Below are 13,977 nucleotides of genomic sequence, written 5' to 3'. Positions count from 1 at the left end.
ATGATGAACGAGTACGCGGGTTACACCATCAAGTGGGTGACGCTGCCGTGGGAACGGGAGCAGGCTTATGCGTTGCGCCAGCGGGTATTTTGCCAGGAGCAGGGGCTGTTCACCGGACATGATCTTGATGATATCGATCGCCATGCCCGCCTGCTGGTGGCGCTGGGCAGTGTTGGCGGGTGGCACGATGCTGTGGTCGGTACGGTGCGTATTCATGAGACAGCTCCCGGCATCTGGCAAGGATCGCGTCTGGCGGTGGATAGCGACTACCGTCGCCAGGGACAGCTTGGCCCGACGTTGATCCGCCTGGCGGTGTGCAGCGCACATGCGCTGGGCTGTCGGGAATTTTATGCGCAGGTACAGCATCAAAACGAACCGCTGTTTCGCCGTATGCACTGGCACACGCTGGACTGGCTGGAATTGCGCAGCGTGCGACATGCACGCATGCAGGCCGACCTCAACTTCTACCCGCCCTGTCACGATCCCCTCAGCGGCATGGTCATTAGCGCGGCGACACGCAGGCGGGTTGTGGAGATGCCAACCTTTTTAACGGGGGCGACGGTATGAACCTGAGTTTACCGGCGCTGATTGAGCGCCTGCATACCTTCAGCGGCATCGCACACAAGCGAGATATCCAGCAGGTGGCAAAACAACTGCGGGAAGCCTGGCCGAATCCCAACCCGAATGGTGACGACTGTGCGCTGATCCCTGACGGCGACGGCTACAAGTTGCTGGCGATGGAGGGCTTCATCAACCGTTTTGTGGCGGATGATCCCTGGTTCGCTGGCTGGTGCGGGGTGATGGTGAATTTGAGCGACATCGCGGCAATGGGAGGACGTCCCCTGGCGGTGGTGAACGCTTTGTGGGATGACGCGTTGCCCCATGCAGAACAGATTTTACAGGGCATGGCTGCGGCCTCACGCGCGTATCAGGTGCCGATCGTGGGTGGGCATACCAATTTGCGTAGCGATCAGCCGCAACTGGCGGTGGCCATTTTGGGCGAAACCCGCACCCCGCTCAGTAGCTTTGCGGTGCAATCGGGGCAAACGTTGATGGTAGCCATCAATCTTCAGGGACGCTGGCATCCCCCCGGTTACAACTGGGATGCCGCCACCGAGGCGTCTCCTGCGGCACTGCGCCAGGCCTGGTCATTGCTGCCCGAGCTGGCGGAAACCGGGTTAATCCACGCCGCGAAAGACATCAGCCAGGCGGGTCTGACCGGGACTCTGGTGATGATGCTGGAAAGCTGTGGTCTGGGCGCTGAACTGGATTTGGATCAGATCCCGATACCGCCAGATGTCACGCTGGAGCAGTGGCTGTGCGCCTTTCCCAGCTTTGGTTTTTTGCTGGCGGTGGAGGAAGAACATCGCGAGGCGGTACAACAACGCTTTGCCCACTGTGACATCGCCTGTGCTGCGGTGGGTCGTTTCACCCCGCACAGAAAGCTCAACCTGCATTTCCGGCAGCAGCACGCCTGCTACTGGGATCTTACACAACAATCCCTCACCGGGATGACCTGTTAACAGAGGAAGACATCATGCCTGCTATGCACTTTGTCGTTTGCTGGCCTGACGGCAGCAAAGATACCTGCTACTCCCCCTCCACCGCGATTGAGAAGCACCTGGAGGTTAACCATCCTTATGCTCTGGAAGAATTCGTGACTATCACCACCCGCGCCCTCGACGAGGCCAGCGAGCGGGTGAAAGCGAAATTCGGCTATTTCTGTTCCAGCGCCCAGGATCAGTCAGCGGTGATCGTGCAAAAAGCCCGGCAGTTCGGGGCCGAGCAGCAGGTCATTGTCGAAAAGATCACTCCCGTCCCGGCCTGATAACCAGCGAGAAAACCATGAACAACAACCATTATCCTGTCGTCATTATTGGCGGCGGGCAGGCCGGTCTCGCCATGAGCTGGAACCTGGCACAAAAAAATATCCGTCATCTGGTGCTGGAACGTCACCGTCTGGCCTGGGCGTGGCGTGAGCAGCGTTGGGACAACTTTTGTCTGGTGACGCCGAACTGGCAATGCAAACTGCCCGGTTTTCCCTATGACGGTGACGATCCGCACGGCTTTATGCTGCGCGATGAGATCGTCGATTATGTCGAACGTTATGCGCGGAGCTTTGACGCGCCGCTGCGTGAAGGGGTCAATGTACTGCGGGTAGTGAAAACCGATGGCGGCTTCCTGCTGCATACTTCGGCAGGTGAATTTAGCGCGGATCAGGTGGTGGTTGCCGTCGGTAACTACCATCGTCCACGCTTCCCGGCGATTGCCGCAGAGCTGCCCGCACATATCATGCAGGTGCATTCCGCCAACTATAAATCGGCGCAGCAACTGCCGGCAGGCGAGGTGCTGGTGGTCGGTTCTGCGCAATCTGGTGCGCAAATCGCTGAAGATCTGCATCTGGCTGGTCGCCGCGTCCATTTGTGTGTGGGAAGCGCACCGCGTGTGGCGCGTTTCTATCGCGGGCGTGACGTGGTGGACTGGCTGGATGATATGGGCCATTACCGGTTGACGGTGGATGATCATCCACTCGGCGAAGATGCGCGACGCAAGACCAACCACTATGTCACCGGACGTGATGGTGGACGTGATATCGACCTGCGCGCCTTTGCGTTACAAGGCATGCAGCTTTATGGCCGTCTGCTGGGTTATGGCGATGGCGAGTTACTGACCGCTGATGACCTGCAACAGAATCTTGACGGCGCGGATGCGACCTCGCAAAAAATCAAAGACAGCATTGATGTCTGGATTGCAGAACAGGGTATCGATGCACCGGAAGAGGCACGCTATCAACCGCTGTGGCAACCGGAGAATCCCGCCACCCGCATTGATCTGACCGCTATCTCCGCCATTATCTGGGCTGTCGGTTTTCACACCGATTTCAGTTGGATCGAGGCGCCTGCATTTAATGATAACGGCTATCCCCTGCATAGCCGGGGTGTTTCGGTACAGCCGGGCCTATATTTCCTTGGCTTGCCCTGGTTGTGGACATGGGGTTCCGGCCGTTTTGAGGGGGTAGGGGAAGATGCGGCCTGGCTGGCAGAGGCCATTGCCGCACACCCGCTGCAAGCCACGCATGCGGAGGGTGTTTATGTCCACGATCACCGTTAATGACGCGGCTTTCTGGCAACAGGAGGCGCAGCGTCTCGACTGGCAGCAGGATTTCACCTCCGTGGTTGAAGAGATCGACGGTGGGCCACGTTGCCGCTGGTTTCCTGGCGGGCGTACCAATCTGAGTTATAACGCGCTGGACCGTCATCTGGCGGAAAAAGGCGATCGCTGTGCGATTATCCAGCGTGACTACCGGGGAGCGACGCAGCGACTCAGCTACCGTGAGTTATGGCAACAGGTGAATGCGTTAAGCCACCTGATGATCAGCTGGGGGATCCGTCAGGGTGACCGGGTAATGATTGTGCTGCCGATGACGCCGTTGGCTGCCGTTGCCATGCTGGCCTGTGCCCGATTAGGGGCGGTGCATGTGGTGGTCTATTCGGGCGTGACCAGCGATGCGCTGGCGCAACGTGTCGTTGCTTGTCAGCCTGCGCTGCTGCTGCATTGCAGCGAACCCCGTGGCCGTCAGGAATTACCGTCGATCCCGACAGCCAGCGCCACCTTACGGGCGGTGGATTGCTATTCCCCGGACTTTACCCAGGCACTGGCACAGCATATCGGTTGTGTCGTGCCCTGCGTCTGGCTGGAGACTTCTCAGCCCTCACATCTGTTGTTTACCTCCGGCACCACCGGGGCACCAAAGGGGATTGTGCGGGATACCGGCGGCTACGCGGTGGCTTTGCTGGCCAGCCTCCGACATCTGTTTCATGTTCAGGATGATGAGATCTTCTTTACCACTGCGGATGTGGGTTGGGTCACGGGCCACAGCTACGGTATTTACGCGCCGTTGCTGGCGGGGATCACCACGGTGATGTACGAGGCCAGTACGGTCAATACCCCTGGAGAAAGTTGGTGGCAGATGGTGGCGGAGCTGGGGATCACCCGTATGCTGACCATCGCCGGGGCGATTCGTCTGGCACGGCAGCAGGGAAAACCCCATGCCAGTCTGGCATCGCTGCGTTCTCTCTATCTTGCGGGGGAACCGTTGGACCCTGCAACCCACGGCTGGGTCACCCGCGGGATGGGCGTTACCTGTGAAAATCACTACTGGCAGACTGAATCTGGCTGGCCGTTGCTGGCAGGCACCGGCAGCGGTTTAGCGCCGGTATTTACGCGCGCGGTGGACATTGTTGATGCCACCAGCGGTGAGTCCTGCGCGCCGGGGCAGGCCGGTATGCTGGTGATTAAGGACACCCTTGGGCCAGGGGGAATGTCGACCCTATGGCAGGACGACACACAACATGATCAACGTTACTGGCTGCGGCGTGATGGGCGGTGGTTTTACGCCACGCATGATTGCGCGGTACGGCAAAACGACAGCATCGTCATTCAGGGACGGATGGATGATGTGATCAATATCGGCGGTAAACGTCTGGCGACAGCCGAGGTGGAAAATGCTCTGGCTGGTATCGCGGGTATTATTGAAGTCGTCGCCACCCGTACGCCCCACCATTTACTGGGCGAAATGGTGGCGTTGTTTGTTGTCACCGAGGGGTTAACCGTGCAGCAGGAAGGGATGTTGAAACAGCAGATACGTGAACGGTTGGTCAGTCGTTGTGGCCGGTTTGCCTTGCCGAGAAAAATCCATTTCCGTCGTTCATTGCCGAAAACGTTTTCGGGCAAGTTTCTACGCCGGATGCTAACGGCATAGCCAGACGCGGGTAATGCGATATTGCACGCTGAATATCGCATTACTCCTGCCGGTAAACACCGTATTTATGCCAGATTCATGGGTTTAGGTTGATAACGTTGTGCCCAGCTATCCAACACGTCGGTGTCGCCATCAAGGGTACCGAACACAATCACCGTGGCTTTGCGACCATGTGATTCAATGACATTCAACAGCTCCGCGTTGGGAAACGTCACCAGATAAACAGCGTCCAGCAGGATATGTTCTTTCCTGAGCGTCTGACTTGAGAACAAACCGATCTTCACGCCTGATGAGATCAGTTGTTTTTTATTACGCATCGCGCGGTAAATTTGCCCGTCAAACACCTGACTGAGAAAATCTTCACAGAATGGGGAAGATTTGTTTGGCACGCAAATCCTGACGTTACGCCCGGACTGGCTGGCATGGTTGATTGCAAATGCAACCACGTTGTTGTACTGCGACACCAATTCATTCTGAGGTTTAACAAGGATAAATCTTTCTTTCAACGGCATGATTTTATGTAAAGTTCCCGAGCAAAAAAAACGAAGCCCCGACGTTAATCGGCGAGGTTTTAGTTAGCGCATCATCTCATCAGGAAGATAACGACACAGATAATGGTGCGAACTGCCTTCAGGGCGACCAGCATATTTTCCTTTCTGCTGCTGTTCTGAGTTTGGGGCATCGCCTTGTGCAGTCAGTTGGAGGAATCCATTACTTTGATAATAGCCTGGGCTATGATTTCGCGCCATGAAGGGCAGCAGGTTCTTATGACGTTATGATTGGGCTGTCGCTAATTTTTTAATAGCCGGCGCATTGTCTAAAGATTGATCAGTAATCATTCTCATCATTCCATTCTTTTCCCGCACTTAACGCAAATCATCTTGTCGGATTTATTTATTTCCAAAGTATGCTTTTGTTCGCAAAACGGTCATTCACACACAAACGGTCAAACTCGGTCATGATAGTTTCATTTTAAAATTATTTCGCACCGTTGTGATTTGTTCTGCGTTTTTATTAAAACAGCCGTTATCTGTGATGAAGGTCGCGTTATTAAATGTATATAAATCATTTTTTCATTTTTTATTTAATGAAAGTCACTTTTTTGGCGGCGGTAAATTCGCTGCCTGACACTTTTGCCTGGTGCACATTTTGCACTGGTCGAATCCACTAACTTAATGGCATCGGAGGTCACCATGTTACCGATTGAACGTCACCGTCAGATCATGGAGGAATTAAATTTACATGGTCGGGTATTGGTGGTTGAGCTGGTTAAACTTTGTCGTGTTTCTCAGGAAACCATTCGCAGGGATTTATCTCAGTTAGAAAAAAAAGGATTATTACAACGCAGTCACGGCGGTGCGGTGATGGCGCAGAAACACCAGGGGAATCTGGCAGGAAAAAATAATAAACCGAACGAGTATGAATCTACATTTCGCCTGCGCATGAATGAAAACACCCAGGCAAAAACATTAATCGCAAAAAGAGCGCTCGATTTTATCACGCCGGGCGACTGTATATTGCTGGATAGCAGTACCACCTGTTGGTTTTTGGCCCGGCAATTGCCAGACATCGAACTGACGGTGCTGACTAACTCGCTACGTATCGTGCAGACACTGGCCGCCAAAGGCCATATCCGCACCATCTGCCTGGGAGGAGAGTATTCCGATCACAATGAAGATTTTAATGGCATCGTTGCCGAGCAGCCGCTGAAAGATTATTTAATCAACAAAATATTTTTCTCCTGTAGCAGCCTGGGCAATGACGGATATTTACGTGCGGCGAACGAAAATAACGCACATCTAAAACAACAAATGCTGATGGCATCAGAAAGAAAATATCTGCTTATTGATGCGGGGAAATTCCTTCGGCCATCTTTTGCCAGAATCTGCCATTACCGTGAAGTGGATTTTTTAATTACCGACAGTATGAAAGATAAAGAATTACAACAGGAACTGGCCTGGAACGGCGTCAATATTATCGATTGTTCACAACGCCAGAATACCATGCAATTAATGAACTCTCAGGATATTTAACCCTATGAAAAAAACATTTATCGCCTGTTCCCTGCTGGCGTTGTTTGCTGCCACCACCGCCCATGCTGCTGACAAACTGCGTATGGGGATCGTGGTCAAAGTGGGCGGCATCCCGTGGTTTAACGCGATGGAAGCGGGCATCAAGAGCGAAGCGGCCAGGGAGGGGATCGATGCCTGGATGGTTGGCCCTACCTCGGCTGACCCGGCGTTGCAGGTCAGGGCGATTGAAGATCTGATTGCGCAGAAAGTTGACATCATCGGCGTGGTACCGAATGACCCGAAAGTGCTGGAGCCGGTGCTGAAACGCGCCCGTGATGCTGGTATCCGCGTGCTGGTGCATGAATCGCCGGATCAGAAGTACGCCAACTGGGACTTTGAGTTGGTCGATGCCAAAACCCACGGCGAAAACCATATGAAGGCGCTGGCCGAATGCATGCACGGCGAGGGCAAATATGTCGCCTACATGGGCGGCCTGACGGTGCCGCTGCACAACGCCTGGGTGGATTCCGCCGTGGCGTATCAAAAAGCCCATTTCCCGAAAATGCAGATGGTTGGCGACAAGTTTGGCGTTGGCGAATCACTGGATGACTCCATCCGTACCACCAACGAAGTGATGTCTAAATACCCGGATCTGAAAGGCATCATCGCCTTTGGTTCGCAAGGGCCAATCGGTGCCGGTCGCGCGGTGATGGCGCGTAACAAAATTGACCAGGTCTGCGTGATCGGGGCCTTTAGCCCAGGGCAGGGTCAGATGCTGGTTAACCGTGGTGCCATTAAAGGTGGCTACATCTGGAACCCGATGACGGCAGGTGAAGTCTTCGTGCGTCTTGCGGGCATGATGCAGAAAAACCAACCGATTACCGACGGCATGACCATCGAAGGTCTGGGCAAGGTGAAGGTCGATGAGCAGACCCACACCATCCTCGGCAACAACACCGAAAGTCTGGACAAAACCAACCTGCCAAAACTGGTCAAACTGGGGCTGTAATATGCAACTGATCGAACCACAGACGCTGATTGCCCTCGAGAGCCTGTCGAAAACCTTCGGCGGCAACCGGGCATTAAGTGATATCTCACTGTCGTTAATGGCTGGGGAAGTGCATTGCCTTGCTGGTACTAACGGCTGTGGTAAGAGCACCCTGATTAAAGTGATCTCCGGGGTGCATGCCCCGGATGCAGGTAGCAAAATCATCCTCGGTGACCGTGGCGAACGCTTTCCGCGCCTGACGCCAAAACAGGCGCGCGATTTTGGTGTGCAGGTGATTTATCAGGATCTGTCGCTGTTTCCCAATCTCAGCGTCGCCGAGAACATCGCGTTTGAGCACAACCTCGGTAACCTGCTTGGCTGGTACAGCAAGAAAAAACTGCGTGCCAGCGCTGAGAAAATCATCACCGAACTGAAGTTTGACCTGAATCTCGATGCCAAAGTGGCTGAACTGTCGATTGCACAACGTCAGCAGGTGGCGATTTGTCGTGCGCTGGTGGCGGACGCCCGTCTGGTGATCATGGATGAGCCAACCGCGTCGCTGACCCGCACCGAGGTGAATCAGCTGCTGCGTACCGTGCGTTACCTGAAAGAGAAAAATATCTGCGTGGTGTTTGTCAGCCACCGTCTGGATGAAGTGCTGGAGATCTCCGATCGCGTCACCGTGATCCGTGATGGCCGCAAAATGGGTACCTGGCCTGCCAGCGAAATGGACGGCCATCGCCTGACTGAACTGATGACCGGGCTGACACTCGATTATCACCTGAAAACCCCAACCCTGAATCCACATCGCAAGCTGCTGGAGGTGGAAAACCTCAGTCGCAAAGACCAATACCATGATGTCAGTTTTTCGCTGCATGAAGGCGAAGTGCTGGGGCTGTGTGGCCTGCTGGGTTCCGGGCGTACCGAACTGGCGTTGTCGCTGTTTGGCATGACCAAACCGGACAGCGGCAAGATCTGGCTCGACAGCAAGCCGGTGCGTTTTCGCAACCATGAAGATGCTATCAAATCTGGCATTGGCTACGTCTCAGAAGACCGTCTGACGCTCGGCCTGGTTCAGCAACAGTCGGTCGCCGATAACATGGTGCTGTCGATTCTCGACCAACTGCGCAACCGCTTCCACATCATCGATGAATACCGCAAAAACAAACTGATCCACGACTGGATTCAGCAGTTGGGCGTTCGCGTGGCCGACCCGGAACACGCCATCTCCACGCTCTCGGGGGGGAACCAGCAAAAGATCGTGCTGGCGAAATGGGTGCTGACCCAGCCCAAAATACTGATCCTCGATTCGCCGACCGTCGGCGTCGATGTCGGCGCCAAGGCGAGCATTTACACCCTTATCCATCAACTGGCGAAAGAGGGGCTGGCGATCATCCTGATTTCCGATGAAGTGCCGGAGGTTTATTACAACTGCGACCGCATTCTGCATTTCCGTGACGGCACCGTGCATGCCGAGTACCAGCCGCAACAGGTGGCGCAGCAGCAACTGGCGGAGGTGATCAATGCCTGATTTATCGTTCTTCAAACCCCAGTCGAGTCAGGGCTGGCTGGCCTGGGTGCTGGTGTTCTTCTTCGTAGTGTTCTCCCTCGCCAGCGATCAGTTCCTGACGTTGCAGAACCTGCTCGACCTGACGGAAACCTATGCTGTCACCGGCATCTTCGCCCTCGGCCTGTTTGTGGTGCTGGTCACTGGCGGGATCGACATCTCCTTTGCGGCGGTGGCTTCGGTGGTGCAGTACGTCATCGCCTCGTTGTTTGTGCAGTTCGGTTTCGACAACGCCCCGCTCAGCATCCTGCTGGCGATTGCCTGCGGCACGTTGTTTGGGGTGATCAATGCGGTGCTGATCTACTGGCTGCGCATTGTCTCGATCATCATCACCATCAGCATGCAGTCGCTGCTGTTTGGCATGTTGATGTGGATTACCGAGGGACGCAGCCTCTACAACCTGCCGGAGTGGTGGGTGACGCTGCATAACATCCTGCCGTTTAGCGTCCACGGCCAGACCTACCAGATTGGCCTGCCCCTGACCATCATGCTGGTGATTGCCGCCATCACCTGGCTGCTGCTGAACAAAACCCATCTGGGCCGTCAGTTGTACGCCACTGGTGGCGATCAGGAGTCGGCTCGCCGTATCGGCATTCGCGTCGGACTGATCCATATCCTTGCCTACGGTTGGCTGGGCGCGCTGGCGGCGGTGGGTGGCCTGGTACAGGTCTACCGTGTCGGTGAAGTGGTGCCCAATGCGTTGGTTGGCGGCGAGCTGGATGTACTGGCGGCCACGGTGCTGGGGGGTGCCAGCCTGATGGGCGGCAAAGGCACCGTCACCGGGACACTGATGGGGGTCTTCCTGATCGCCATCCTGAAAAACGGCCTCAACCTGGTCGGTGTCTCCAGCTACTTCATGAACATTGTGATCGGCGTGGTGATTATGGTTGCCATCACCGTCACCCATTACAAAAAGCGCAAAGAAACCGACGTCAGCTTCGTCTGATCGGGGAGAGTGTGATGAAACATCTGAATTTTCTGACCAGTGAAAAAGCGCATCCCGGATTGCTGTTGCTGATTGCGCTCGGCGTTGCGGTGTTCAGCATTATGCTGCCGGGCCGCTTCCTGACCGACTCTACTTTTATGAGCATGGCTTTCCAGTTGCCGGAACTGGGCCTGCTGACGCTGGCGATGTTTATCGCCATTCTCAGCGGCGGTCTTAACCTGTGCATCATCGCCACCGCTAACCTGACGGCGCTGTTTATTGCCTGGGTGTTGTTGAACTTTATGCCTGCCGGGGCGGGCACCGGGCTGCAACTGTTGTGGCTACTGATGGCGCTGGTGGGGGCGGCATTGATCGCCACGCTGATTGGGGTGATCACCGGGCTGATGGTCAGCCGGGTTGGGGCGCACCCGATTCTGGTGACGCTGGCCACCATGATGACGGTCAACGGCATTGGTATCTGGCTGACACGCGGTGCAGCCGTCAGTGGAATGCCGGATGTGGTGCGTGCGCTCGGTGCAGACACCTTCCTGACCATTCCGTTGCCGCTGTGGCTGTTCTTCGCCACCGCAGGACTGATGGCGCTGTTCCTTGGCAAAACCCGTGCCGGTAAATGTATCTACATGGGCGGCAGCAACATCAATGCCACCTGGTTCAGTGGCGTGAATACCCATCGTCTGCTGATTCTGGTCTACGTCATCTCCAGCCTGCTGTGCGTGCTGGCGGGGCTGGTGATGATGGCACGGTTTAACTCGGCGCGTATGGGCTATGGCGACTCTTATCTGCTGATCACCGTGTTGGCGATCATTCTCGGTGGTACGGATCCCAACGGCGGTTTTGGTCGCGTCACTGGCGTGGTGCTGTCGCTGATTGCGCTACAAATCCTCTCCACCGGCTTCAACCTGTTAAACATCAGCCAGCACTTCAGCCTGGCGATGTGGGGTGCGGTACTGATTGTGGTACTGGGCCTGAAGTTCTTTAAAACCAAATTCACTCATTCCCGTGCGGTGCGTCGCAGTACTTTACTTGCACGCCAGGCCGGCCTGACTAAAAAAAAGGAAGTCTGATGCGTACCCAAATTTCTCCCTCTTTGATGTGCATGAACCTGATGGAAATTAAACAGCAGTTGGCCGTGCTCGACACCCGAGCTGATTTCCTGCACATCGACATCATGGACGGTCACTACGTCAAAAACATCACCCTGTCGCCGTTCTTTATCGAGCAGATCCGCCCGCACACCAAAGTGGCGCTCGATGTACATCTGATGGTGGAGGAACCGACCGACTTTATCGAGGTGATTGCCAAAGCAGGCGCGGATTACATCTGCCCGCATGCGGAAACCATCAACCGTGATGCGTTCCGCGTGATTAACCAGATCCGCTCACTCGGCAAGAAAGTAGGTGTGGTGCTGAACCCGGCAACGCCGGTGTCATACATCCATCACTACATCCATCTGCTGGATAAGATCACCGTGATGACCGTTGATCCTGGTTATGCGGGCCAGCCGTTTATCACCGAGATGGTGAAGAAGATTGAGGAGCTGCGCGACCTGAAAGCACGCCACGGCTACAACTATCTGATTGAGATTGATGGCTCCTGCAATCAGCGCACCTACCGTACATTGCTGGAAGCGGGCGCAGAAGTGCTGATTGTCGGCACTTCCGGGTTGTTTAACCTCGATGACAACCTTGAAACCGCCTGGGACCAGATGATGGACAACATCGAGCAGGCAAAAGGTGCGTTACGGGAGTCAGCATGAGTCGAACCTGGCTGGGTATAGATATTGGTGGTACCAGCACCCGGTTGCTCACCCTGCGCGGAGAGGATCAGTGGGCGGGATTTCGCAAATTGCCGACCGCCAGCTGGGCACAGTCAGCCGATGCGCTGGGTGCACTGGCGGGGTTGATTAATGAGGTGCTGGCGCAGCAACCGATTGATGGCGTGATGCTCGGCCTGCCGGGCATCCTGAGCCGCGATCGTCAGCATGTGGTGTCGTTACCCTTTATCCAGACGCTGGACGACACCCCGGTGGCGACGCATCTCAGTGAGATGACCGGTATCCCGGTGGCGATGGATAAAGACGTTAACCATCTGATGTTATGGGATTTAATGCAACTTGATACGCTGCCGGATAACGCCGTGGGTTTATATCTGGGCACCGGCATGGGCAACAGTTTGTGGCTGAACGGTCAGTTCTACCACGGCGAGCACGGCGGCGCGGGCGAGATTGGTCATATCCCGCTGGCAAATAACGATCTGCCCTGTCCGTGCGGGAATCACGGCTGTGCCGAAACCCTGACGTCAGGACACTGGCTGAGCCAGTGGGCGCGTCAGCACTGCGCACAAACCGATATGTCGCAACTGTTCACGCTGTACGGCGATCATCCTGATTTGCAGCAGTTTGTCAGCCGCCTGGCAAAAATCATCGCCAGCGAGATGAACATTATTGACCCGCAATATCTGATCCTCGGTGGCGGCGTGCTGGCCATGAATGATTTTCCGCTGGCGTCGCTGCGCAGCCAGATCGTGCGGCATTTGCGCCCACCGGTAACCCGCAGTGGATTGCGCATGGTAATCAGCCACGCCACCGATCAGACCGGTTGTCGTGGTGCCTGTCTGGCGGCTGCTCGGCAGTTTGGGAGGTAAACATGAAAGGCAAAGTGTGCGTGTTTGGCTCGTTCAACCTCGATATCGTCACCAAGATGTCGCGGTTTCCGCAGCCTGGCGAGTCACTGGTTGCACACAGCAGCATGATGGGGCCGGGCGGTAAAGGCTCGAATCAGGCCACGGCGGCACTGCGAGCCGGTGCCAGGGTGCACTACATCGGCAAGGTCGGTAATGACGACTTCGGTCTGTTCGCCCGTCGCCATCTCGAGAAGACCGGCTTTGACGCCATCACGTTGTTCACCTGCAAAGAAAAACCGACCGGTAACGCGATGATCTACGTGGCCGGTGATGATGCCGAAAACATGATCTCGGTTTATCCCGGCGCCAACCTGATGGTCACGGCGGCGGAGGTGAACCGTTGCCAGCCTACGGTGGCGGCCGCTGACATTTTGCTGGTGCAACTCGAAAACAACCTGAGCGCCATTCAACGGATGGTGGATAACGCCCGTCAGGCGGGAACCTATGTGATTGTGAACCCGGCCCCGTGGCAAAAGGTGAGCGATGCCTTTTTGCGTCATGTTGACCTGCTCACGCCGAACAGCACGGAAGCCGGCCAACTGACCAACACCAAAGTGACCGACCTGGCTTCAGCACAGGTGGCGGCGCAGATCCTGCACGGCAAAGGGGTGCGTCAGTTGATCATCACCCTCGGTATCCAGGGCGCGCTGCTCTCAACCGGTGAACGGATGTTGCTGGTGCCGGTCTTTCCGGCGCAACCGGTGGACAGCACTGGCGCGGGGGATTCCTTTAACGGCGCACTGGCGGCGCGCCTGGCGGCCGGAGAACCGCTGGAGCAGGCGGCGCTGTTCGCTTCGGCGTACGCCTCGGTGTGTGTCGAACGAGCCGGGGCAGCGAACTCAATGCCGCGTTATGACGACGCCGTAAAACGGATGCAGCAATACCCGGAACTGGCGATCAGCGAGATCGGTGTTTCCGCCAGCGCCATACCGAAGAACCGGCAGTACCCTACACAGACAATGAGTTAGTTGGGGGGGGGGGGGGGTTCCGGGGGGGGGGAAGGGCTTTAAAACCCGGGGG

Annotated in this window: 14 protein-coding genes; 13 read left to right on the top strand and 1 reads right to left on the bottom strand. The window is 55.9% G+C overall.

Annotation, left to right across the window (positions count from 1 at the left end; genetic code table 11):
- From L579_RS21725 to L579_RS21705, 5 genes are read left to right on the top strand one after another with little or no spacing between them, the layout of a single operon-like run.
- Complete coding sequence (locus L579_RS21725) at positions 1-567, top strand: MSMEG_0567/Sll0786 family nitrogen starvation N-acetyltransferase (RefSeq protein WP_235056637.1); 567 nt, start codon at positions 1-3, stop codon at positions 565-567.
- Positions 564-1,523, top strand: coding sequence for a sll0787 family AIR synthase-like protein (locus tag L579_RS21720; protein WP_021186293.1), 960 nt, complete (start codon positions 564-566; stop codon positions 1,521-1,523). Before L579_RS21725 ends, L579_RS21720 begins: the two co-directional genes overlap by 4 nt.
- A gap of 14 nt (positions 1,524-1,537) precedes the next feature.
- Positions 1,538-1,828 carry an MSMEG_0570 family nitrogen starvation response protein gene (locus L579_RS21715; protein WP_021186292.1) on the top strand — a complete coding sequence of 97 codons (291 nt, stop codon included), beginning with the start codon at positions 1,538-1,540 and terminating at the stop codon, positions 1,826-1,828.
- A 17-nt stretch (positions 1,829-1,845) separates the two neighbouring features.
- Positions 1,846-3,111 carry an MSMEG_0569 family flavin-dependent oxidoreductase gene (locus L579_RS21710; protein WP_021186291.1) on the top strand — a complete coding sequence of 422 codons (1,266 nt, stop codon included), beginning with the start codon at positions 1,846-1,848 and terminating at the stop codon, positions 3,109-3,111.
- Positions 3,092-4,762, top strand: coding sequence for an AMP-binding protein (locus L579_RS21705; RefSeq protein ID WP_021186290.1), 1,671 nt, complete (start codon positions 3,092-3,094; stop codon positions 4,760-4,762). Before L579_RS21710 ends, L579_RS21705 begins: the two co-directional genes overlap by 20 nt.
- Positions 4,763-4,827: 65 nt before the next feature.
- Here L579_RS21705 and L579_RS21700 read toward each other — a convergent pair whose 3' ends face one another.
- Complete coding sequence (locus L579_RS21700; protein ID WP_235056635.1) at positions 4,828-5,226, bottom strand: hypothetical protein; 399 nt, start codon at positions 5,224-5,226, stop codon at positions 4,828-4,830.
- A gap of 729 nt (positions 5,227-5,955) precedes the next feature.
- On the opposite strand from L579_RS21700, the gene L579_RS21695 reads away from it, so the two are divergent.
- Genes L579_RS21695 through L579_RS21660 form a run of 8 tightly spaced genes read left to right on the top strand, consistent with a single transcriptional unit; the run spans position 5,956 to position 13,925 of the window.
- Positions 5,956-6,795, top strand: coding sequence for a DeoR/GlpR family DNA-binding transcription regulator (locus tag L579_RS21695; RefSeq protein WP_021186286.1), 840 nt, complete (start codon positions 5,956-5,958; stop codon positions 6,793-6,795).
- Positions 6,796-6,799: 4 nt separating this feature from the next.
- Positions 6,800-7,783, top strand: a complete 984-nt coding sequence (locus tag L579_RS21690) for a substrate-binding domain-containing protein (RefSeq protein ID WP_021186285.1) — start codon at positions 6,800-6,802, stop codon at positions 7,781-7,783.
- 1 nt (position 7,784) lies between these two features.
- A complete protein-coding gene (locus L579_RS21685; RefSeq protein ID WP_021186284.1) occupies positions 7,785-9,293 on the top strand; it encodes a sugar ABC transporter ATP-binding protein in 1,509 nt (502 codons plus the stop codon).
- The gene (locus tag L579_RS21680) at positions 9,286-10,275 is read left to right on the top strand and encodes an ABC transporter permease (protein ID WP_021186283.1); all 990 of its coding nucleotides are present in this window, start codon (positions 9,286-9,288) and stop codon (positions 10,273-10,275) included. The genes L579_RS21685 and L579_RS21680 overlap by 8 nt, the downstream gene beginning before the upstream one ends.
- A gap of 14 nt (positions 10,276-10,289) precedes the next feature.
- Positions 10,290-11,339, top strand: coding sequence for an ABC transporter permease (locus tag L579_RS21675; protein ID WP_021186282.1), 1,050 nt, complete (start codon positions 10,290-10,292; stop codon positions 11,337-11,339).
- Positions 11,339-12,031 (top strand): D-allulose 6-phosphate 3-epimerase, encoded by a 693-nt coding sequence (gene alsE / locus L579_RS21670; RefSeq protein ID WP_021186281.1) that lies wholly within the window; start codon positions 11,339-11,341, stop codon positions 12,029-12,031. Before L579_RS21675 ends, alsE begins: the two co-directional genes overlap by 1 nt.
- Positions 12,028-12,918: an allose kinase gene (alsK, locus tag L579_RS21665; protein WP_021186280.1), complete on the top strand. Its 891-nt coding sequence runs from the start codon at positions 12,028-12,030 to the stop codon at positions 12,916-12,918. The genes alsE and alsK overlap by 4 nt, the downstream gene beginning before the upstream one ends.
- Positions 12,919-12,920: 2 nt before the next feature.
- Complete coding sequence (locus L579_RS21660; protein ID WP_021186279.1) at positions 12,921-13,925, top strand: ribokinase; 1,005 nt, start codon at positions 12,921-12,923, stop codon at positions 13,923-13,925.
- Positions 13,926-13,977: the final 52 nt, after the last annotated feature.

It is taken from the genome of Pantoea sp. AS-PWVM4, assembly GCF_000468095.1.
Taxonomy (GTDB): domain Bacteria; phylum Pseudomonadota; class Gammaproteobacteria; order Enterobacterales; family Enterobacteriaceae; genus Pantoea; species Pantoea phytobeneficialis.
This window is presented reverse-complemented; position numbering and strand designations above follow the sequence as displayed.

Excerpts from the sequence above, each read along its gene's own strand:
- L579_RS21725 (WP_235056637.1), top strand. The coding sequence starts at position 1 with ATGATGAACGAGTACGCGGGTTACACCATCAAGTGGGTGACGCTGCCG.
- L579_RS21720 (WP_021186293.1), top strand. The coding sequence starts at position 564 with ATGAACCTGAGTTTACCGGCGCTGATTGAGCGCCTGCATACCTTCAGC.
- L579_RS21715 (WP_021186292.1), top strand. The coding sequence starts at position 1,538 with ATGCCTGCTATGCACTTTGTCGTTTGCTGGCCTGACGGCAGCAAAGAT.
- L579_RS21710 (WP_021186291.1), top strand. The coding sequence starts at position 1,846 with ATGAACAACAACCATTATCCTGTCGTCATTATTGGCGGCGGGCAGGCC.
- L579_RS21705 (WP_021186290.1), top strand. The coding sequence starts at position 3,092 with ATGTCCACGATCACCGTTAATGACGCGGCTTTCTGGCAACAGGAGGCG.
- L579_RS21695 (WP_021186286.1), top strand. The coding sequence starts at position 5,956 with ATGTTACCGATTGAACGTCACCGTCAGATCATGGAGGAATTAAATTTA.
- L579_RS21690 (WP_021186285.1), top strand. The coding sequence starts at position 6,800 with ATGAAAAAAACATTTATCGCCTGTTCCCTGCTGGCGTTGTTTGCTGCC.
- L579_RS21685 (WP_021186284.1), top strand. The coding sequence starts at position 7,785 with ATGCAACTGATCGAACCACAGACGCTGATTGCCCTCGAGAGCCTGTCG.
- L579_RS21680 (WP_021186283.1), top strand. The coding sequence starts at position 9,286 with ATGCCTGATTTATCGTTCTTCAAACCCCAGTCGAGTCAGGGCTGGCTG.
- L579_RS21675 (WP_021186282.1), top strand. The coding sequence starts at position 10,290 with ATGAAACATCTGAATTTTCTGACCAGTGAAAAAGCGCATCCCGGATTG.
- alsE (WP_021186281.1), top strand. The coding sequence starts at position 11,339 with ATGCGTACCCAAATTTCTCCCTCTTTGATGTGCATGAACCTGATGGAA.
- alsK (WP_021186280.1), top strand. The coding sequence starts at position 12,028 with ATGAGTCGAACCTGGCTGGGTATAGATATTGGTGGTACCAGCACCCGG.
- L579_RS21660 (WP_021186279.1), top strand. The coding sequence starts at position 12,921 with ATGAAAGGCAAAGTGTGCGTGTTTGGCTCGTTCAACCTCGATATCGTC.